This window comes from Citrobacter sp. CK194, from assembly GCF_030333395.1.
GTDB lineage: Bacteria > Pseudomonadota > Gammaproteobacteria > Enterobacterales > Enterobacteriaceae > Citrobacter_B > Citrobacter_B koseri.
This window is the reverse complement of sequence record NZ_JAOWGA010000019.1, coordinates 1,032,887-1,053,034: the sequence shown is the minus strand read 5'-3', so window position 1 is coordinate 1,053,034 and position 20,148 is coordinate 1,032,887. Positions and strand designations below refer to the sequence as shown.

Annotated in this window: 20 protein-coding genes, 1 pseudogene and 1 other annotated feature; of the genes and pseudogenes, 9 read left to right on the top strand and 12 right to left on the bottom strand. The window is 53.8% G+C overall.

Features of this window, described 5'->3' with window-relative positions; all coding sequences use genetic code 11:
- Nucleotides 1-74 precede the first annotated feature (74 nt).
- The 5 genes from ymiC to topA form a co-directional block, all read right to left on the bottom strand.
- A complete protein-coding gene (gene ymiC / locus OGX80_RS21040; RefSeq protein WP_223849120.1) occupies nt 75-170 on the bottom strand; it encodes a small membrane protein YmiC in 96 nt (31 codons plus the stop codon).
- A gap of 130 nt (nt 171-300) precedes the next feature.
- A complete protein-coding gene (locus tag OGX80_RS21035) occupies nt 301-471 on the bottom strand; it encodes a YciX family protein (protein ID WP_096753854.1) in 171 nt (56 codons plus the stop codon).
- Between the two features lie 3 nt (nt 472-474).
- Entirely contained in the window at nt 475-636 is a 162-nt protein-coding gene (locus OGX80_RS21030) for a YmiA family putative membrane protein (protein ID WP_012132233.1), read from the bottom strand.
- A 303-nt stretch (nt 637-939) separates the two neighbouring features.
- Nucleotides 940-1,914 (bottom strand): HTH-type transcriptional regulator CysB, encoded by a 975-nt coding sequence (cysB, locus tag OGX80_RS21025; RefSeq protein ID WP_012132231.1) that lies wholly within the window; start codon nt 1,912-1,914, stop codon nt 940-942.
- A 211-nt stretch (nt 1,915-2,125) separates the two neighbouring features.
- On the bottom strand, nt 2,126-4,723 hold the full coding sequence (topA, locus tag OGX80_RS21020; protein ID WP_071258408.1) for a type I DNA topoisomerase: 2,598 nt from the start codon (nt 4,721-4,723) through the stop codon (nt 2,126-2,128).
- 400 nt (nt 4,724-5,123) lie between these two features.
- Between topA and OGX80_RS21015 the strand changes: the two genes are divergently transcribed.
- Complete coding sequence (locus OGX80_RS21015; RefSeq protein WP_003020616.1) at nt 5,124-5,375, top strand: YciN family protein; 252 nt, start codon at nt 5,124-5,126, stop codon at nt 5,373-5,375.
- Between the two features lie 98 nt (nt 5,376-5,473).
- Here the strand turns inward: OGX80_RS21015 and sohB are convergent, their stop codons facing one another.
- On the bottom strand, nt 5,474-6,520 hold the full coding sequence (gene sohB / locus OGX80_RS21010) for a protease SohB (RefSeq protein ID WP_112002049.1): 1,047 nt from the start codon (nt 6,518-6,520) through the stop codon (nt 5,474-5,476).
- Nucleotides 6,521-6,757: 237 nt separating this feature from the next.
- Here sohB and OGX80_RS21005 point away from each other — a divergent pair, with 237 nt between their 5' ends.
- Nucleotides 6,758-7,519, top strand: a complete 762-nt coding sequence (locus OGX80_RS21005) for a YciK family oxidoreductase (RefSeq protein ID WP_115181592.1) — start codon at nt 6,758-6,760, stop codon at nt 7,517-7,519.
- Nucleotides 7,516-8,106 (top strand): cob(I)yrinic acid a,c-diamide adenosyltransferase, encoded by a 591-nt coding sequence (gene cobO / locus OGX80_RS21000; protein WP_012132224.1) that lies wholly within the window; start codon nt 7,516-7,518, stop codon nt 8,104-8,106. Before OGX80_RS21005 ends, cobO begins: the two co-directional genes overlap by 4 nt.
- Nucleotides 8,107-8,197: 91 nt before the next feature.
- Here the strand turns inward: cobO and rluB are convergent, their stop codons facing one another.
- The 3 genes and pseudogenes from rluB to rnm form a co-directional block, all read right to left on the bottom strand.
- Complete coding sequence (gene rluB / locus OGX80_RS20995; RefSeq protein ID WP_012132223.1) at nt 8,198-9,073, bottom strand: 23S rRNA pseudouridine(2605) synthase RluB; 876 nt, start codon at nt 9,071-9,073, stop codon at nt 8,198-8,200.
- 100 nt (nt 9,074-9,173) lie between these two features.
- The gene (locus OGX80_RS20990) at nt 9,174-9,794 is read right to left on the bottom strand and encodes an L-threonylcarbamoyladenylate synthase (protein WP_012132222.1); all 621 of its coding nucleotides are present in this window, start codon (nt 9,792-9,794) and stop codon (nt 9,174-9,176) included.
- A pseudogene (gene rnm, locus OGX80_RS20985) lies at nt 9,791-10,671 on the bottom strand (RNase RNM). The gene OGX80_RS20990 and the pseudogene rnm overlap by 4 nt, the downstream one beginning before the upstream one ends.
- Before the next feature lie 135 nt (nt 10,672-10,806).
- Between rnm and trpL the strand changes: the two are divergent.
- The 6 genes from trpL (at nt 10,807) to trpA (ending at nt 17,475) form a co-directional block, all read left to right on the top strand.
- Complete coding sequence (gene trpL, locus OGX80_RS20980) at nt 10,807-10,851, top strand: trp operon leader peptide (protein WP_012905981.1); 45 nt, start codon at nt 10,807-10,809, stop codon at nt 10,849-10,851.
- Nucleotides 10,828-10,922: a sequence feature (Trp leader region), on the top strand. Its footprint overlaps the gene before it by 24 nt.
- 23 nt (nt 10,923-10,945) lie before the next feature.
- Nucleotides 10,946-12,508, top strand: a complete 1,563-nt coding sequence (locus OGX80_RS20975; RefSeq protein ID WP_115181591.1) for an anthranilate synthase component 1 — start codon at nt 10,946-10,948, stop codon at nt 12,506-12,508.
- Nucleotides 12,508-14,103 (top strand): bifunctional anthranilate synthase glutamate amidotransferase component TrpG/anthranilate phosphoribosyltransferase TrpD, encoded by a 1,596-nt coding sequence (gene trpD, locus OGX80_RS20970; RefSeq protein ID WP_115181590.1) that lies wholly within the window; start codon nt 12,508-12,510, stop codon nt 14,101-14,103. The genes OGX80_RS20975 and trpD overlap by 1 nt, the downstream gene beginning before the upstream one ends.
- 3 nt (nt 14,104-14,106) lie before the next feature.
- Nucleotides 14,107-15,465: a bifunctional indole-3-glycerol-phosphate synthase TrpC/phosphoribosylanthranilate isomerase TrpF gene (trpCF, locus tag OGX80_RS20965; protein ID WP_115182333.1), complete on the top strand. Its 1,359-nt coding sequence runs from the start codon at nt 14,107-14,109 to the stop codon at nt 15,463-15,465.
- A 10-nt stretch (nt 15,466-15,475) separates the two neighbouring features.
- Nucleotides 15,476-16,669 carry a tryptophan synthase subunit beta gene (trpB, locus tag OGX80_RS20960; RefSeq protein WP_012132217.1) on the top strand — a complete coding sequence of 398 codons (1,194 nt, stop codon included), beginning with the start codon at nt 15,476-15,478 and terminating at the stop codon, nt 16,667-16,669.
- On the top strand, nt 16,669-17,475 hold the full coding sequence (gene trpA, locus OGX80_RS20955) for a tryptophan synthase subunit alpha (protein ID WP_049009727.1): 807 nt from the start codon (nt 16,669-16,671) through the stop codon (nt 17,473-17,475). The genes trpB and trpA overlap by 1 nt, the downstream gene beginning before the upstream one ends.
- Before the next feature lie 51 nt (nt 17,476-17,526).
- On the opposite strand, the gene OGX80_RS20950 is transcribed toward trpA, so the two are convergent.
- The 3 genes from OGX80_RS20950 to ompW all read right to left on the bottom strand — a co-directional run bounded on the left by OGX80_RS20950 (nt 17,527) and on the right by ompW (nt 20,110).
- Complete coding sequence (locus OGX80_RS20950; protein ID WP_115181589.1) at nt 17,527-18,996, bottom strand: GGDEF domain-containing protein; 1,470 nt, start codon at nt 18,994-18,996, stop codon at nt 17,527-17,529.
- 74 nt (nt 18,997-19,070) lie between these two features.
- Nucleotides 19,071-19,346 (bottom strand): hypothetical protein, encoded by a 276-nt coding sequence (locus OGX80_RS20945; RefSeq protein WP_012132214.1) that lies wholly within the window; start codon nt 19,344-19,346, stop codon nt 19,071-19,073.
- 125 nt (nt 19,347-19,471) lie between these two features.
- Complete coding sequence (ompW, locus tag OGX80_RS20940; protein WP_047463524.1) at nt 19,472-20,110, bottom strand: outer membrane protein OmpW; 639 nt, start codon at nt 20,108-20,110, stop codon at nt 19,472-19,474.
- Nucleotides 20,111-20,148 lie beyond the last annotated feature (38 nt).

The following is a 20,148-nucleotide window of genomic DNA, read 5'->3' as shown; positions in this document are numbered from 1 at the left end:
AGAAACCTTACGGACGGGAATCGGCATGCGCAGGCCCGATGACGTTGCGCCATCGGGCATTTACCGGCATACGATCAGAAAGAGACAATCCAGATAAGTTGAGCCCAGAACAAGAGCGATACTGAGAACGCCCCAATCCATGACCAATATTTAAGATTCACAGTTTGCATAGGCTACACCGACATTTGTTTAATACTTTATGCTGAGATTTACTCAGCGCTTATTGCTGTGGTGTATAAGGAAATACAGTACGGGATGTTAATGACCTGTACTGGAAATGATGATTAAAAAAATCGCCAATTATTGTTTCTGTTGCTCATCTTCAGCGAATGAATCAATAAATGCCTGTTGCTGTTGTGTGAGTTTCCAGGATTCTGGAATATTCGTCACACATTCGCTCCGCGCTTCCTTCACGCTATCACGAGGCTGGCGTGCTGGCGTTGAGGGTTGCTGATGTTCCTGCGAAACCATGACTTACCCCCACACTTGCCAGATAACCAGCGCAATCACAACCCAGAACAGCGCAGAGCCGAGGAATACCGCCAGCCATGCTTTGCGTTTAAGCTCGGGGTCCCTGCGGGGTTCCTGGTTTCCAGAAGGCATTGCTAACCTCATACAATCGGCATCACTTATCATTTCAGCACCAAACAATCGGTACAATTAATCATCAGATGAGACAAATCCTAAAGAAACTTTAGTCAAAAATCCAGTGAATTTACGAATCGTTTCCCATGAATAAATCAATCTTTTGACCGGAAATAAATATTTGAAAGGCGGAATTTGCGAGGCGGGTAATTCGAAACTACTTTACTGGCGCTTTTCCATGAATACCATGCAGGTAATATGATCGCAGAAAAAACGAAAACCATAATCCATAAATTTAGTGGTTATTCAGGTATCTCCTCGTGTCTGGAGATACCTGAAAACTCACGCGCGTGATTACTTTTCCGGTAATTTAATATCGTTAAACATGGCTTCAATTTCTTCGTTAGAACGCAAGGCCACGGCGGTATCCACAACATCGCGCGTCAGATGCGGCGCAAAGCGTTGAATAAAGTCGTACATATAGCTGCGTAAAAACGTGCTGCGGCGAAAACCAATTTTCGTGGTGCTATGGCTGAAAATATCATGCGCATCGACACGCACCAGGTCCGGGTCGGAAATTGGATCGACGGCCATGCTGGCAATCACCCCAACCCCCAGGCCAAGCCGGACGTATGTTTTTATCACGTCCGCATCGGTTGCCGTAAAGACAATACGCGGCGTCAGCCCGGCGCGATTAAACGCGGTATCCAGCTCGGAGCGCCCGGTAAAGCCAAAGGTGTAGGTCACCAGCGGATACTGTGCCAGTTCCTCAATCGTCACCGATGATTTAGCGGCCAGCGGGTGCTCTGGCGTGACGACGATAGAGCGATTCCAGTGGTAGCATGGCAGCATCACCAGATCGTCATACAGGTGCAGCGCTTCAGTGGCGATAGCGAAGTCGGCATTCCCTTTCGAAACCGCTTCCGCGATTTGCGTGGGCGACCCCTGATGCATATGCAATGAAACGCGAGGATAGCGCTCAATAAAGCCCTTGATCACATTTGGCAGCGCATAGCGCGCCTGAGTGTGCGTGGTGGCAATATACAGAGAACCTTTATCCGGCCAGGTGTGTTCGCCCGCCACGGACTTGATGGCATCGACTTTGGACAACACTTCGCGCGCAATGCGAATAATTTCCTGCCCCGCTGGCGTCACCTGCGTCAGGTGTTTACCGCTGCGCGCGAAAATCTGGATGCCAAGCTCATCTTCCAGCATACGAACTTGCTTACTGATACCCGGCTGGGAGGTGTAAAGCCCTTCGGCGGTGGAAGAGACATTAAGGTTGTGATTAACCACCTCAACAATGTAGCGAAGCTGCTGTAATTTCATGTTAAACCATCCAGATTAGCGCCGTCATGTCATCGTTTGATAAGCAGCACGTCACGCGCTGCTAATACGATTTAATAATAAAAAAGCCGTTAACTATAACCACTATATCATTTATATCAGAGCTGTATAGATGCGAAGAAAAAATAATAAGCCCGGAATAAAAAAGGGCCGCTTGCGCGACCCTCTTAAGTGAAATTCAGCCAGGTGACTGTTATTTCTTACCTTCTACCCACTTGCCATCAACGAAGAATGCGGACCATCCCGTCGCTTTCCCGTCTTTTTCAGCGGCAACATACTGCTGTTTCGTCTTACGGCTAAAACGCACCAGCGTCTTATTGCCTTCCGGGTCCTGCTGCGGCGCATCGGCCAGATAACGCAGTTTTTCCGGCAGACGGTCGCGGAAGCGATACAACTCTTCCACTAACGGCGCACGCGTTTCACGCGATTTCGGGAAGGTATTCGCCGCGAGGAAGATCCCTGCGGCGCCGTCACGCAGCACGAAATACGCGTCCGATTTCTCGCACGGCAGTTCCGGCAACGGCACCGGATCTTCTTTCGGCGGCGCGACTTCACCGTTACGCAGAATCTTACGGGTATTTTTACATTCGTCGTTAGTACAGGCCATGTACTTACCAAAACGCCCCATCTTCAGGTGCATTTCAGAGCCACATTTTTCGCACTCAACGATCGGGCCGTCATAACCTTTAATGCGGAACTCGCCCTCTTCGATTTCGTAACCGTCGCAGGTCGGGTTATTACCGCAGACATGCAGCTTGCGTTTCGGATCGATCAGGTAGCTGTCCATTGCGGTGCCGCACTTCTGGCAACGACGTTTTGCACGCAAGGCGTTGGTTTCCGCATCATCGCCTTCCAGTACGTTCAGTACTTCATTTTCCGGCACCAGGTTGATGGTGGTTTTGCAGCGCTCTTTCGGCGGCAGCGCATAGCCGGAACATCCCAGGAACACGCCGGTGCTGGCGGTGCGAATCCCCATTTTGCGCCCGCATGTCGGGCAGTCAATGCTGGTCAGCACCATCTGGTTAGGACGCATGCCGCCCTCTTCAGGATCTTTCTCCGCTTTATCAAGCTGCTGAGTAAAATCGCTGAAGAAGTTATCAAGCACGTTTTTCCACTCGGCTTCGTGGCTGGCCACCTTGTCGAGGCTGTCTTCCATCTGGGCGGTAAAATCGTAGTTCATCAGCTCGCGGAAGTTTTCTTCCAGTCGATCGGTGACAATCTCACCCATTTTTTCAGCATAGAAGCGACGGTTTTCCACGCGGACATAACCGCGATCCTGAATGGTCGAGATGATCGACGCATAGGTGGATGGACGACCAATACCGCGTTTTTCCAGCTCTTTAACCAGCGATGCTTCACTGAAGCGCGCCGGTGGTTTGGTGAAGTGCTGCGCCGGGGTCAGTTCAACCAGCGTCAACACATCGCCTTTATTCACCGCAGGCAACGTCCGGTCTTCATCGCCTTTACGCAGCGCAGGCATGACTTTCGTCCAGCCGTCGAAACGCAGAATGCGGCCACGCGCTTTCAGGCGGAAATCACCCGCACCGACCGTCAGCGTGGTGGAATCGTACTGGGCTGGCGTCATCTGACAGGCGACAAACTGACGCCAGATCAGCTGATACAGTTTCTGCGCGTCCGCTTCCATATCCTTCAGCGCTTCGGCCATCACCGCGACATCAGAAGGACGGATCGCTTCGTGCGCTTCCTGTGAATTTTCTTTGCTGGCGTACTGGTTCGGGCTCTCCGGCAGGTATTTCTTGCCGAAGCTATCGCTGATATAACCGCGAACCATGTTTACCGCATCCTGGCTCAGGTTGGTGGAGTCAGTACGCATGTAGGTGATGTAGCCCGCTTCGTACAAGCGCTGCGCCATCATCATGGTTTTTTTCACGCCAAAGCCCAGACGCGTGCTCGCCGCCTGTTGCAGCGTCGACGTGATAAACGGCGCGCCAGGCTTGCTGCTGGTCGGTTTATCTTCACGCTCCAGTACGCTGTAACGCGCTTTTTCCAGCAGGCTGACCGCCGCCAGCGTTTGCTCGCGGTTAACCGGACGGAACGGTTTATCATTCTGGTGCGTAACGTCAAGCGGCAAGGCATCGCCAGAAGGCGTTGTTGTGCTGGCGTTCACTTCCCAGAACTCTTCCGGTACGAACGCTTTGATGTCACGTTCGCGTTCAACAACCAGACGCACGGCAACGGACTGTACGCGGCCTGCCGACAGGCCTCGCGCAATTTTTTTCCACAGCAATGGCGACACCATATAGCCCACAACGCGGTCCATAAAGCGGCGCGCCTGCTGCGCGTTAACACGGTCGATATTCAGTTCGCCTGGCTTATCAAACGCCTGGCGAATCGCGTTTTTGGTTATTTCGTTAAACACCACGCGGCTATAGCGCGTGTCATCACCCCCGATCACTTCCCGCAGGTGCCAGGCAATGGCTTCCCCTTCGCGGTCAAGGTCGGTTGCGAGATAGATGTGGTCGGCTTTTTCAGCCAATTGTTTCAGTTCAGAGACGACCTTCTCTTTACCGGGCAGCACTTCATACTGCGCATCCCAGTTATGCCAAGGGTCAACCCCCATTCGGTTGACGAGAGCGCCACGTTCATCCTTTTTGGGCTTTTTAGCCGTTTTGGTGGAGGTAGAGTCGGCGCTCTTTTTAGCTGCTGAGCCACTGGTCGGCAAATCACGGATATGACCGACGCTGGACTTAACCACGTAATCATTACCCAGATACTTGTTGATCGTTTTGGCTTTTGCCGGGGACTCAACGATGACAAGAGCTTTACCCATATTCACCTTTACCTAAATTGATTCTTCCTGGAATGCGTCGCACGTTGATTCACCTTCCACTGGCGACGAGACACCGATATGGTCTCTGTGTCGGCGGATATCAACCCCTTGTACTGACTCGGTGCGCGAAACGTGATCCTCAGGTGACTGAGTTAACAGGCTTTTTAGCACACAAGCGCTATAGCACGACGGAATTTTGGTCGAATGTCAAGCAAATCTGTTGCCAGATTGACGAAAGCGTCACACTGTACCTGATAAAATTCGTTACGCAACTTTATTAGCATGCAAAAACAAATCTTGCCAGTAACAGCACCTTTACAAGACCTTCGTGTTTATCAGGGAATATTTGCCCATAAGCAGCGCCCGGCGTAGACTAATGTCCTTGTTTAAGGAGTAAATAATGCATAAAGACACCCAACCTATCGATCGTGAAACACTGCTGATTGAAGCCAACAAAATCATTCGTGAGCATGAGGACACGCTGGCGGGGATTGTCGCCACCGGTGTGACGCAACGAAACGGCGTGCTGGTCTTCAGCGGCGATTACTTTTTAGACGAGCAAGGTTTACCGACGCCAAAAAGCACCGCCGTGTTTAATATGTTTAAACATCTGGCACATGTGCTTTCTGAGAAGTATCACCTGATCGATTAACGCAGGAAAGGTTTTGCCGGATGGCGGCTACGCCTTATCCGGCCTACAAAACAGTCCGCAGGCCCGGTAAGCGTTAGCGCCACCGGGCAATGAAAATTTTACATCAGCGGTTTTTGTCCGCGCTGCCACCAGCGTAGCAACAAACGATCGGCGCTTTCTGCGGCGCTACCCGTAAACCGATCCATCAATTTCTTACGCTGCATAAAGCGAACGTTGAACACCTCATAACCGTCCATCAAGCGGAGAATGACGTCATCACTGGTGTTGATTTCGTCCACCAGACCTTTCTCCAGCGCCTGTTGGCCATACCAGTGCTCGCCTGTGGCCACCTGTTCGATATCCAGCACAGGGCGCATCTGCTGCACAAAATGCTTAAACAGGTGATGGGTTTCATTCAGATCTTCACGGAATTTCTGGCGCCCTTCCTCCGTGTTTTCGCCAAGCAGCGTCAGCGTGCGCTTATACTGGCCCGCCGTGTGCAGCTCAATATCGATATCCTTCCCTTTCAAAAAGCGATTAAAGTTAGGGATTTGCGCCACAACGCCAATAGAGCCAACAATCGCAAACGGCGCCGAAACAATTTTGTCGGCCACACAGGCCATCATGTAACCGCCGCTGGCGGCGACTTTGTCCACCGTTACCGTCAACGGGATCTGCTTATCGCGCAGACGCTGCAATTGCGAAGCCGCCAGGCCATAGCCATGCACAACGCCGCCGGGGCTTTCCAGACGCACGACCACCTGATCCTGCGGTTTAAACGCCGCTAACACCGCCGTCACCTCCTCACGCAGCGCGCTGACTTCGTGGGCATCCATACTGCCTTTAAAATCCAGCACCCAGGCACGAGGTTTCTCCGTCGCGGCATTTTCCCCCTGCTTTGCTTTCGCTTTCGCCGCTTTTGCCTCCAGCTTCAGCTTTTTTTTCTGCGCTTTATGCCAGAGTTTTTGTTGATGGCCGTCCATCAGCGCCGTCGCCAGATCGTCCTTCATCTCTTTATATTGCTCGCTGAGATTCGTTACCCGCAGCTCTCCACGCTGGCGTTTACGCTGGGCAGCATTCACGATCAGCATCACAATGACGGCGATTGCCACCACGACAGTGACGATTTTTGCCAAAAACAACCCATATTCAGACAACAATTCCACGAGTCCCACCTTGGTTACACAACGCTATTTTGGCTCAGTGTACAACAGGCGTGTTAGCCCGTCTCGTTTGATCCTGCGTTGCGGTTACTGGGTGAAAAGTATGACAAAGTGTTCATTTTTCGGCGTTATCGCCGTTGACTGATTGAAATGACGCGGGCTTTCAGGCATAAAGCCGAAAAGTTAAAGAGAAGATAAGACAACTGGCAGGGTGACCCAACGCGTCGCCGAGGAGTAGCCGTGCATTACCAACCTAAACAAGATCTACTGCAAAATCGCATTATTCTGGTCACTGGCGCCAGTGATGGCATTGGCCGCGAAGCCGCGCTCACCTACGCGCGCTACGGCGCAAACGTTATTTTGCTGGGTCGAAATGAAGAAAAACTGCGTCAGGTCGCACAGACTGTCGCCGAAGATACAGGCGCATTGCCACAGTGGTTTACGCTGGATCTACTGACCTGCACCGCTGAAGAGTGCCACCAGTTAGGCCAGAGGATTGCGGCGCACTATCCACGACTGGATGGCGTTCTGCATAACGCCGGGTTACTGGGCGATATCTGCCCAATGAGCGAACAAAATCCGCACGTCTGGCAGGATGTTATGCAGGTTAACGTCAATGCGACATTCATGCTGACTCAGGCACTGCTTCCTTTATTACTTAAATCCGACGCCGGTTCGCTGGTCTTTACCTCATCAAGCGTCGGTCGTCAGGGACGCGCCAACTGGGGCGCTTACGCCACCTCTAAATTCGCCACCGAAGGCATGATGCAGGTACTGGCGGACGAATACCAGAACCACCCCTTACGTGTAAATTGCATCAACCCAGGCGGCACGCGCACGAGTATGCGCGCCAGCGCCTTCCCTACGGAAGATCCGCAGAAGTTAAAAACGCCCGCCGATATCATGCCCCTCTATTTGTGGCTGATGGGCGACGACAGCCGCCGTAAAACCGGTATGACTTTTGATGCCCAGCCGGGCCGTAGACCAGGAATCGCCCAATGACTGAAGAACGCTATCAACAACGCCAGCAGCGTGTGAAAGACCGGGTCGACGCCCGCGTTGCGGCGGCGCAGGACGAACGCGGCATCATCATCGTGTTTACCGGCAACGGTAAAGGCAAAACCACGGCGGCATTCGGCACCGCAACGCGCGCCGTCGGCCACGGTAAAAAAGTGGGCGTGGTGCAGTTCATTAAAGGCACATGGCCTAACGGCGAGCGCAATCTGCTGGAGCCCCACGGCGTGGAATTTCAGGTGATGGCGACCGGGTTCACCTGGGAAACGCAAAATCGCGAAACCGACACCGCAGCCTGTATGGCTGTCTGGGAACATGGCAAACGTATGCTGGCGGACCCAACGTTGGATATGGTCGTGCTGGATGAACTGACCTACATGGTGGCGTATGACTATCTGCCGCTTGAAGAGGTCATCAATGCCTTAAATGCCCGTCCGCAGAATCAGACGGTGATTATTACCGGTCGCGGTTGTCATCGCGATATTCTGGAACTGGCCGACACGGTCAGCGAGCTGCGTCCGGTCAAACATGCTTTTGAAGCGGGCGTGAAGGCCCAGATGGGAATTGATTATTAGGAAACGGTGCCGGATGACGGCGTAAACGCTTTATCCGGCCTACAGGCAAAACGTAGGCCCGGTAAGCGTAAGCGCCACCGGGCATTCAGCATCAACCGTTGTTGTTACGACCGCCTGAACGACGACCGCCGCCAACCTGGCTGTGACGCTTCACTGCACGGCGAATCTGGTTCGCCTTCATACGACGTCGGTCTTTCTCCACGGCCACTTTGGAGGTGGTTTCCGGCGCCAGCTGCACCAGTTCACGCAGATAGTTGGTCTGCGCCAGATCCAGTTCAGTCCAGCCACCGCGCGGCAGCCCTTTCGGCAATGGAATATCACCATAGCGCACGCGGATCAGTCGGCTAACCTGCACGCCAACCGCTTCCCACAGACGACGTACCTCACGGTTACGCCCTTCGGTCAGCGTGACGTTGTACCACTGGTTAATACCTTCACCACCGCTGAATTTGATGGTTTTAAACGCCGCCGGGCCATCTTCCAGTTGAACGCCACGACTCAGGTCACGCAGCTTGGCGTCATCAACCTGACCAAATACGCGCACGGCGTATTCACGCTCAACTTCACGACTCGGGTGCATCAGACGGTTCGCCAGTTCGCCATCCGTCGTGAACAACAGCAAACCGCAGGTATTCACATCCAGACGACCTACGGCAATCCAGCGAGCGCCGCGCAGTTTCGGTAAGCGATCAAAAACGGTAGGACGACCTTCCGGGTCGTTACGGGTACACAGCTCACCTTCTGGTTTGTAATAGGCCAGAACGCGACAAATTTGTTCCGCAGACTCTTTCACCGAGATCAGATGACCGTCGATACGGATTTTCAGACCCGGCGTGATTTCAACGCGATCGCCAAGCGTGGCGATTTTGCCGTCAACGCTTACGCGGCCTGCTTCAATAATGGATTCAATTTCACGGCGAGAACCGTGGCCAGCGCGAGCCAGCACTTTTTGTAACTTTTCGCTCATAGAGCTTCCTTCAGGTGTCGCCTTCACAGGCGTCGAACAGGAGAATCAACGGCGCTTTACAGCGCCATTTTAAGGCCGCGTAGTATACAGAGTTGCGCCCTTATAAGAAAGGTTTAACGTCACCAACGCCTTCGCGCAAGACAACCGGAGAATCATCGGTTAAATCAATCACCGTGGTCGGTTGCTGGCCGAGGTAACCGCCGTGAATGATCAAATCGACCTGTTTTTCCAGGCGGTCTTTGATCTCTTCCGGGTCGGACTCGGTAAATTCGCTGCCGGGCAGCATCAGCGAGGTGGAGAGCATCGGTTCGCCCAGCGCTTCCAGCAGTGCCAGCGCGATCGGGTTCGACGGCACGCGCAGACCGATGGTTTTCCGTTTTTCCTGTAACAGGCGGCGCGGCACGTCTTTCGTTCCCTTCAGGATAAAAGTGTAGTTGCCCGGCGTATTGTTTTTAATTAAGCGAAAGGCGACGTTATCGACAAACGAATAGGTCGATAACTCAGACAGATCCCGACACATCAGCGTGAAGTTATGCCCGTCCGGCAGGTGGCGAATGCGACAGATGCGCTCCATCGCCCCTTTATCTTCGATTTTACAACCCAGCGCATAGCCGGAATCGGTTGGATAAACAATCACCCCGCCTTTACGCACAATTTCAACCGCCTGATTGATCAGCCGTTGTTGCGGGTTTTCAGGATGAATATAAAAAAACTGGCTCATACTTCCCTCACTGTGGTGTTTGTGGCTCTTCCCACAACTGCCATACGCCTTCGACGCCTGCTGGCAGCCAGAGCTTGCGACCCAGTTCAATCCACGGGCACGGCTGATGAAAATCAGAGCCTTGTGATGCCCATAAATGGTGCTGGCGCGCATAGGTCGCCAGTTGGGTTCGCTCATTGGGCGACTGCTGGCATTGCGCCACTTCCATCGCATCACCGCGATGCAGCGCAAAATACGCAATCAACCTTTTCAGCCACTTAGCGCTAAGGTCGTAGCGGCCTGGATGGGCCAATACTGCCTTACCGCCAGAATGATGAATCACATCAATAGCTTGTTCTATTGTACACCACTGTGGCGGAACGTATCCGGTTTTCCCACGCGCAAGGTATTTTTTAAAAACATCGGCAATGCTCCCGGCTTTGCCGCACTCCACCAGAAAACGGGCGAAATGCCCGCGCGTCACGGCCCCACCGTCGGCAAGCCGCAAAGCGCCTTCCCACGCCCCAGGAATATGCGCTTTCTCCAGACGCTCGGCAATCAGACGCGCACGCTGCTGACGACGTTCGGTTTGTTCCGCCAGGAACGCACACATCGCCGGATGCGCAATGTCGATATTCAGACCCACAATATGGATCTCATGATTTTCCCAGACAGTTGAAATTTCCACGCCAGGAATCAGGTTCAGGGCAAGCCCGGAACGTGAAATTTCTTCTCTTGCCGCCGGAATAGCGGCTGTGGTGTCATGATCGGTGATCGCCAGTGTGCCGACTCGCATCTCTACCGCACGATGTACTAACGCTTCTGGCGTTAACCGACCATCGGACGCCGTTGTATGACTGTGCAGGTCGTAAATCACTGCGTAATTCGTGTCGCTCAAGGCGGCTCCCGTCTTAATAAATGTTCTTTCACAAACATCATAACGGTTCCGGCAAATATACTGAAATCAGGTGTTGACTTTATTTCATCGAACTAGTTAACTAGTACGCAAGTTCACATGAAGAAGGTATCTGAGATGAAAGCAACATTCGTACTGCACGGTTGGTGGCGCACTTCCTGATTTCGGGCAGTGTATGACGTCTGCAATAAGCAACCAGATACCCGGCCCGCCAGATGAGCGGGCTTTTTTTTGAACAGAATGAATGAGAATAACGATGCAAATACAAAAACCAACACTCGAATTGCTTTCCTGCAATGCCGCCTACCGTGAGAACCCGACGGCGTTGTTCCATCAGGTTTGTGGCGACCGCCCGGCAACGCTGCTGCTGGAATCTGCTGATATCGACAGTAAAAATGATCTGAAAAGCCTGCTGTTGGTCGATAGTGCGCTGCGCATTACCGCTTTGGGTGACACTGTCACTATCGAAGCGTTAACGGATAACGGTGCATCCCTGCTCCCGCTGCTGGATGCCGCGCTGCCTGCGGGCGTTGAAAATGCAGCGCAGGCCGGTAGCCGGAAGCTGCGCTTTCCCGCAGTAAGCCCGCTGTTAGATGAGGATGCGCGTCTGTGTTCGCTGTCGGTATTTGACGCATTCCGTCTGTTGCAGAATCTGGTGAATGTGCCTGCTGAAGAGCGCGAAGCCATGTTTTTCGGCGGTTTGTTTGCCTATGACCTGGTGGCGGGATTTGAAGCGTTACCGCAACTGGAAGCCGGTAATCGCTGCCCGGATTACTGCTTCTATCTGGCGGAAACGCTGATGGTGATTGACCATCAGAAGAAAAGCACCCGGATTCAGGCAAGCCTCTTTACCGATAATGAAGCGGAAAAACAGCGTCTGACGGCGCGCCTCGCGCAGCTGACGCAGCAATTAACCGAACCCGCGCCGCCGTTGCCCGTTACACCAGTGCCGCAAATGCGCTGCGAATGCAGCCAGAGCGACGAAGAGTTTGGCGCCGTTGTGCGTACCATGCAGAAAGCGATTCGCGCAGGAGAGATTTTCCAGGTGGTGCCTTCCCGCCGCTTCTCATTACCCTGCCCGTCACCGCTGGCGGCCTATTACGTACTGAAAAAGAGCAACCCAAGTCCATACATGTTCTTTATGCAGGATAACGATTTCACCCTGTTTGGCGCCTCCCCGGAAAGCTCGCTGAAGTACGACGCGACCAGTCGCCAGATTGAAATCTACCCCATCGCCGGCACACGCCCGCGCGGTCGCCGTGCCGACGGCTCGCTGGATCGCGATCTCGACAGCCGCATTGAGCTGGAGATGCGCACCGACCATAAAGAGCTGTCTGAACACCTGATGCTGGTCGATCTGGCGCGTAATGATCTGGCGCGCATTTGTACTCCCGGCAGCCGCTACGTTGCCGACCTGACGAAAGTCGATCGTTATTCGTTCGTTATGCACCTGGTGTCCCGCGTGGTGGGTGAATTACGCAGCGATCTGGATGTGCTGCATGCTTATCGCGCCTGTATGAATATGGGCACGCTGAGCGGCGCGCCAAAAGTTCGCGCCATGCAGCTTATCGCCGGTGCCGAAGGGCGTCGTCGCGGCAGTTATGGCGGTGCGGTGGGCTACTTCACCGCGCATGGCGATCTCGATACCTGCATTGTGATTCGCTCTGCTCTGGTGGAAGACGGCATCGCCACCGTGCAGGCCGGTGCCGGAATCGTGCTGGATTCTGTTCCGCAGTCTGAAGCCGACGAAACCCGTAATAAAGCGCGCGCGGTTCTGCGTGCTATTGCCACCGCGCACCATGCACAGGAGATTTTCTAATGGCTGACATTCTGCTGCTCGATAACATCGACTCTTTTACTTACAACCTGGCAGATCAGCTACGGGCCAACGGCCACAATGTGGTGATTTACCGTAACCATATCCCGGCGCAGACCTTAATCGACCGTCTTGCGACGATGAAAAACCCGGTGCTAATGCTTTCTCCAGGGCCTGGCGTCCCCAGCGAAGCCGGTTGTATGCCGGAGTTGTTGACCCGTCTGCGCGGCAAGCTGCCCATTATCGGCATCTGCCTCGGACACCAGGCGATTGTTGAAGCCTACGGTGGTTACGTCGGTCAGGCGGGCGAGATTCTCCACGGCAAAGCGTCGAGCATTGAACATGACGGACAGGCGATGTTTGCCGGTCTGGTGAACCCGCTGCCGGTTGCTCGTTATCACTCTCTGGTGGGCAGCAACGTGCCTGCGGGGCTGACGATTAACGCCCATTTTAACGGCATGGTGATGGCGGTGCGTCACGACACGGATCGCGTCTGCGGTTTTCAGTTCCACCCGGAGTCCATTCTTACTACGCAAGGTGCGCTGTTGCTGGAACAAACGCTAGCCTGGGCGCAACAAAAACTGGAGCCGACCAATACGCTGCAACCGATTCTGGAAAAATTGTACCAGGCGCAAACCATGACCCAGCAGGAAAGCCACCAGCTTTTCTCTGCCGTGGTCCGTGGCGAACTGAAGCCAGAACAACTGGCGGCGGCGCTGGTCAGTATGAAAGTGCGTGGCGAACATCCGAATGAAATCGCTGGCGCCGCTACCGCGCTGCTGGAAAATGCCGCGCCGTTCCCGCGCCCGAACTATCTGTTTGCCGATATTGTCGGCACCGGCGGTGATGGCAGCAACAGCATCAATATCTCCACCGCCAGCGCCTTCGTGGCGGCGGCCTGTGGACTGAAGGTGGCCAAACATGGCAACCGCAGCGTCTCCAGTAAATCCGGTTCGTCCGATCTGTTGGCGGCATTCGGTATCAATCTGGATATGAACGCCGATAAATCGCGTCAGGCGCTGGACGACCTGGGCGTCTGCTTCCTGTTCGCACCGAAATACCATACGGGTTTCCGTCATGCGATGCCGGTTCGCCAGCAGCTTAAAACCCGCACCTTGTTCAATGTGCTGGGGCCGCTGATCAACCCGGCTCACCCGCCGCTGGCGCTGATTGGCGTCTACAGCCCGGAACTGGTGCTGCCCATTGCCGAAACCCTGCGGGTACTGGGTTATCAGCGTGCGGCGGTGGTTCACAGCGGCGGTATGGATGAAGTGTCGCTGCATGCGCCAACCATTGTGGCTGAACTGCACGACGGCGAAATCAAGAGCTACCAGCTCACGGCGGAAGACTTCGGCCTCACCCCGTATCACCAGGAACAGCTGGCAGGCGGCACGCCGGAAGAAAACCGTGACATTCTCACCCGCTTGTTACAAGGTAAAGGTGAAGCCGCTCACGAGGCCGCTGTCGCTGCGAATGTCGCCATGTTAATGCGCCTGCATGGTAAGGAAGATTTAAAGGCCAATGCGCAAACTGTGATTGATGTACTGCGCAGTGGCGCAGCTTATGACCGGGTTACCGCACTGGCGGCAAGAGGGTAAATGATGCAAACCGTTTTAGCGAAAATCGTCGCGGATAAGGCGATCTGGGTAGAAGCCCGTAAACAACAACAACCGTTAGCCAGTTTCCAGAATGAGGTTCAGCCAAGTGCCCGCCATTTCTATGATGCGCTGCAAGGCACGCGTACCGCATTTATTCTGGAGTGTAAAAAAGCGTCCCCCTCCAAAGGAGTGATTCGTGATGACTTCGACCCCGCGCAGATTGCCGGTGTTTATAAACATTACGCGTCGGCGATTTCCGTTCTGACCGATGAGAAATATTTCCAGGGGAGTTTTGACTTTCTCACTGTTGTCAGTCGTATCGCGCCGCAGCCGATTCTGTGTAAGGACTTCATCATCGATCCTTACCAAATCTATCTGGCGCGTTACTACCAGGCCGATGCCTGTCTGCTGATGCTCTCCGTACTGGATGACGAGCAATATCGCCAACTTTCCGCCGTCGCCCACAGTCTGAAAATGGGCGTGCTGACGGAAGTCAGTAACGAAGAAGAACTGGAGCGCGCCATCGCACTGGGTGCGAAAGTCGTCGGTATTAATAACCGCGACCTGCGCGATCTGTCGATTGACCTTAACCGTACCCGTCAGCTTGCGCCAAAACTGGGGCACGGCGTGACCGTGATCAGCGAGTCCGGGATTAACACCTATGCACAAGTGCGCGAGCTAAGCCACTTCGCTAACGGTTTCCTGATCGGTTCTGCATTGATGTCCCATGCCGATCTGCACGCCGCCGTGCGTCGCGTGTTGCTTGGCGAGAACAAAGTCTGCGGCCTGACGCGCGCTCAGGATGCAAAAGCCGCTTACGAAGCGGGCGCCATTTATGGCGGGCTGATTTTTGTTCCCTCGTCGCCTCGCGTCGTAAATCTCGACCAGGCGCGCGAGGTGATAGCCGCCGCCCCCCTGCAATATGTCGGCGTATTCCGCAATACCGCTATCACCGAGGTATGTGAAAAAGCGACCACCTTGTCGCTCAAGGTCGTGCAACTGCATGGCAGCGAAGACCAGGCTTATGTCGATGCTCTGCGCGCCGCATTACCGGAACAGGTACAAATCTGGAAAGCGCTTAGCGTGGGCGACACACTGCCTGCTCGTGATTACCAGCACGTTGATAAGTACGTTCTTGATAACGGCCAGGGCGGCAGCGGCCAACGTTTTGACTGGTCGTTATTAAACGGTGAAACGCTGGACAACGTATTGCTGGCGGGCGGATTAGGCGCAGACAACTGCGTGGAAGCGGCAAAAACCGGCTGTGCCGGTCTCGATTTTAATTCTGGTGTAGAGTCACAGCCGGGCATCAAAGATGCACACCTTCTGGCCTCGGTCTTTCAGACACTGCGCGCATATTAAGGAAGAAAACATGACAACATTACTCAATCCCTACTTTGGTGAATTTGGCGGCATGTATGTCCCGCAGATTCTGATGCCTGCCCTGCGCCAGCTGGAAGAAGCGTTCGTCAGTGCGCAGAAAGATCCGCAGTTTCAGGCCCAGTTTGCCGATCTGCTGAAGAACTATGCAGGCCGTCCAACCGCGCTGACCAAATGCCAGAATATCACCGCCGGCACCAAAACCACGCTGTATCTGAAGCGTGAAGATTTACTGCACGGCGGCGCGCACAAAACAAACCAGGTACTGGGGCAGGCGCTGCTGGCGAAACGCATGGGTAAAACAGAGATTATCGCCGAAACGGGCGCAGGTCAGCATGGCGTGGCTTCCGCGCTCGCCAGCGCCCTGCTCGGTCTGAAATGCCGTATCTATATGGGTGCAAAAGACGTCGAGCGTCAGTCGCCAAACGTCTTTCGTATGCGACTGATGGGCGCGGAAGTGATCCCTGTACACAGCGGCTCCGCCACCCTGAAAGACGCCTGCAACGAAGCGCTTCGCGACTGGTCCGGCAGCTATGAATCCGCGCACTATATGCTCGGTACTGCGGCAGGCCCGCACCCGTTCCCGACCATCGTCCGTGAATTTCAGCGCATGATCGGGGAAGAGACGAAAGCGCAGATCCTCGAAAAAGAAGGTCGTCTGCCGGATGCCGTGATTGCCTGCGTGGGCGGCGGCTCCAACGCAATCGGCATGTTTGCGGACTTCATCAACGAAACCAGCGTGGGTTTGATTGGCGTCGAACCTGGCGGCCACGGGATTGAAACAGGCGAGCACGGCGCGCCGCTGAAGCACGGTCGCGTAGGCATCTATTTCGGCATGAAAGCGCCGATGATGCAAACCGAGGAAGGGCAAATTGAAGAGTCCTACTCCATTTCCGCCGGGCTGGATTTCCCGTCCGTTGGGCCGCAGCACGCGTATCTGAACAGCATTGGTCGCGCCGATTATGTGTCGATCACCGATGACGAAGCGCTGGAAGCCTTTAAAACGCTCTGTCTGCATGAAGGGATTATTCCGGCGCTGGAGTCGTCCCACGCCCTGGCTCACGCCCTGAAAATGATGCGTGAAAATCCAGAAAAAGAACAATTGCTGGTCGTTAACCTTTCCGGTCGCGGCGACAAAGACATTTTCACCGTACACGATATTCTGAAAGCGCGAGGGGAAATCTGATGGAACGCTATGAAAACCTGTTTGCACAGCTGAAGGATCGCAAGGAAGGCGCATTTGTCCCCTTCGTGACCTTGGGCGATCCTTCCGTTGAACAGTCACTGAACATTATTGATACGCTGATTGAAGCCGGCGCCGACGCCCTTGAACTCGGCATTCCGTTCTCCGATCCGCTGGCAGACGGGCCGACCATCCAGGAAGCCACGCTGCGCGCGTTTGCCGCAGGCGTAACGCCTACGCAATGCTTTGAGATGCTGGCGCTGATTCGTCAGAAACACCCGACGATTCCGATTGGTCTGCTGATGTACGCCAACCTGGTGTTCAGCAAAGGGATCGACGAATTCTACGCGCAGTGCGAGAAAGTCGGCGTGGATTCCGTACTGGTGGCGGATGTGCCTGTTGAGGAGTCTGCGCCCTTCCGTCAGGCGGCATTACGCTACAACGTGGCGCCGATTTTCATCTGCCCGCCCAATGCCGATGACGATCTGTTGCGCCAGATAGCCTCTTATGGCCGCGGCTATACCTATCTGCTTTCGCGGGCAGGCGTGACGGGCGCAGAAAACCGCGCCGCATTACCGCTGCATCATCTGGTGGAAAAACTGAAAGAGTATAACGCCGCGCCCCCGTTGCAGGGCTTTGGCATATCTTCCCCGGAACAGGTTACAGGTGCCATTGAAGCCGGCGCCGCCGGGGCGATTTCCGGGTCAGCAATCGTTAAGCTCATTGAGAAAAACGTCGCAAACCCCGGGCAGATGCTGACCGAGCTGAAAGCGTTTGTCACGGCAATGAAAGCCGCGACCCGCGCATAATATTGCTCAGGCAACAGGCCCGATAATGCCATGCTTATCGGGCCAATCCCGTCATTCCCTCACCTGCTTCATTTTGTACATTTCGTTATCCGCATCCTGAATAGCCGTATCCAGATCGCGGGTTACTTCTGCGACGCCCCATGACACCGACAGCGGAACAACATGACCATCAACCATAAATGCATAATCATTTATCTGGCCGGTTATCCGCTCCGCGATGGCTATCGCGTCACCAATCTGCGCGCGGTAAAGCAAAATAACGAACTCATCGCCGCCGGTACGAATCACCAGGTCATGACTGGTGCGGGTGTTAGAGAGCATTCTGTTGGCGATGATTTGCAACGCCCGGTCTCCCGCCACATGCCCCCAGGTGTCGTTGATGGCTTTAAACTTATTACAATCCAGCAGCACCACGCAGCTGCGCGTTAAGTCCCTGCGCTTCACAATATCAAGGATCTTGCGGTTAAAGCAGCCCGTCAGCGAGTCGATATACACCTTCAGGTCGCTCGCGTTCAGCCAGTATTTTAAGCCGAGGAAGATCAGGATAAAGAAGAATGGCGCCAGCAGAATCGCAATCCCGGCCTGCGTGTCGTATCTGACGAACCGATGCAGAGAGAGTGAAGAATGGAACGCATATTTTGCGGACATTGCGCGGATGGACTCCCCGGCGACAGGCTGGCAATCACCGCTCAGGCAGAGATTTTCCTGCGTGGGCGTATGCACCAGAGCCACATTAAGGCCGGGTGGAATATGATGTTCAAAGGCCTCCGTCAGCGCCTCCTGTAGCTCAGGTTTAGAATGGTCATACACCAGATACGCAACGATATGATCGGAGATCTCTTTTCCAGAAAGATCGTAAATATAACTGACTACGCTGTACGCTTTTTCATTCGTGATTTTGTCCGTATAAAAGTCCGTTGAACTGAGCGACTTGGATTTGACATTCTTTTGCAGCAGACGCGTATAAAAGCCCACGGGCGGTAAGAAAAAGTCGGTGATATCGCCCGCCATTTTAGAGTCGCTAAAATAGAAGGGTTTTGCATCTGCTGGCGTGAACCAATAAAAATAGCTGGCATCTTTGGCGATAATGTAGCGATGCGCGGCATAATCCCCCGGATTAAGGGTGTTCATCCGATCCCGAATAAACTCCGCCGCCGCAAACATACATAAAGCGTTAATATCGGGCTGACGGGAAACAATAGTGCCCGTTGCGGAATGGATCCGCGCCCGGTCGGCATTGATTCCCCATGAATCCGCATCTCTGGGGGAAAACCTTGAGAGGTTGCCGCACTGCCCGGCATTTTTGATCTGGTGATAGCGAACCCCTGTCGCATCGGCGATGAGTTCGTTATCGTTGAAAATATCCATCATCCGCGTTTGCAGACGACTCATCCCTTCATTCACAACGGCCTGTCGTTGTTCGTAAATAATAAAGAGATACAGTGAAGTAAAAAGTAAAGTGATAAGCGCTGACATCAACAACGCCTGGCTATTTCTTAGGCTGTCCTGAACAATCTTCACTGAGGCACCTTAAGCCTGAATCGCGGGGCCGAATACGTTAGTAGATTTTGCTGATACAGTACAGTTTTCAGTGATTAATCATCTCCTTCAATCGGGTATCCCGCCCTGCGAATAGCCTCACGGCAGTCACTGACGCCAGCGGCGTACCCGGCTTCAATCTCACAAACCGGACTCGAACTGCAATAAGGTAAACGGACGGGCGTAGTAATATTCTCTTCCAGCGCATCAATCTTATGCATTGCATCCAGCAGCATACGCAGCGCCTGTAAAGTGAACTCAGCCTCTTCATCTCTGACTATCGATTCCAGGGTCGCGATTTTTTGTTGCAGAAGGGTTTGAGTTACTATCATCGTCAATGCTCTCAAAACAGGCTTGTTTCAAAGATAGCATCTCAGGGAGAGGTATGATGTTGAAATCAGCAGAATATAAAAAGCGGGCTGTATGACAGCCCGCTTTTTAGATGGGTCACATAAACTCAGAAACGATAACCGGCAGAGAACATAAATACCCACGGGTCGAGGCGGACGCTGTCATGCTGCTGGGCACCACCGAGTTTATAGCTTGCGGTAGTATCGATATCCATATACCAGACCGACATGTTAATTAACCAGTCCCGGTTAATCAGGTAATCCATACCCACCTGCCCGGCCATTCCCCAGGAATCCTTCAGACTCAGATCGGACAACCCTGTCTCTTTACCATTGTTGTTGAAACCTTCGTCAAAGAAGGTGGTGTAGTTTACACCTGCGCCAATATAAGGGCGCAGTTTGCTACTGGCGTCGCCAAAGTACCACTGCGCCATTAATGTCGGCGGCAGGTGACGCACGGTAGCGATATCACCGGTATCCCCTGTCCCAATTTTATGGCGGAACGGCGTCGCCGCCAGCAGTTCAATACCAATGTTGTCGGTTGCCATATAAGTAAAAGTCAAACCGAGTTGCGTATTGTTACTGACGTCAAAACCGTTCAGATGCCCCAGCGTTCCGCCTGCCCCTTCCGTCGGTCTCACGGTCGCCGAGCCCGCACGGATAAAAAACTCACCGCTCTCATGCGCAAGCGCACTACCAGAGAGAAGAGTACTTACTGCCAGGGCTGCCACTGTTAACTTTTTCATATCCGCTCCATCGTTATGGTTATAAATGCGTCACGAAT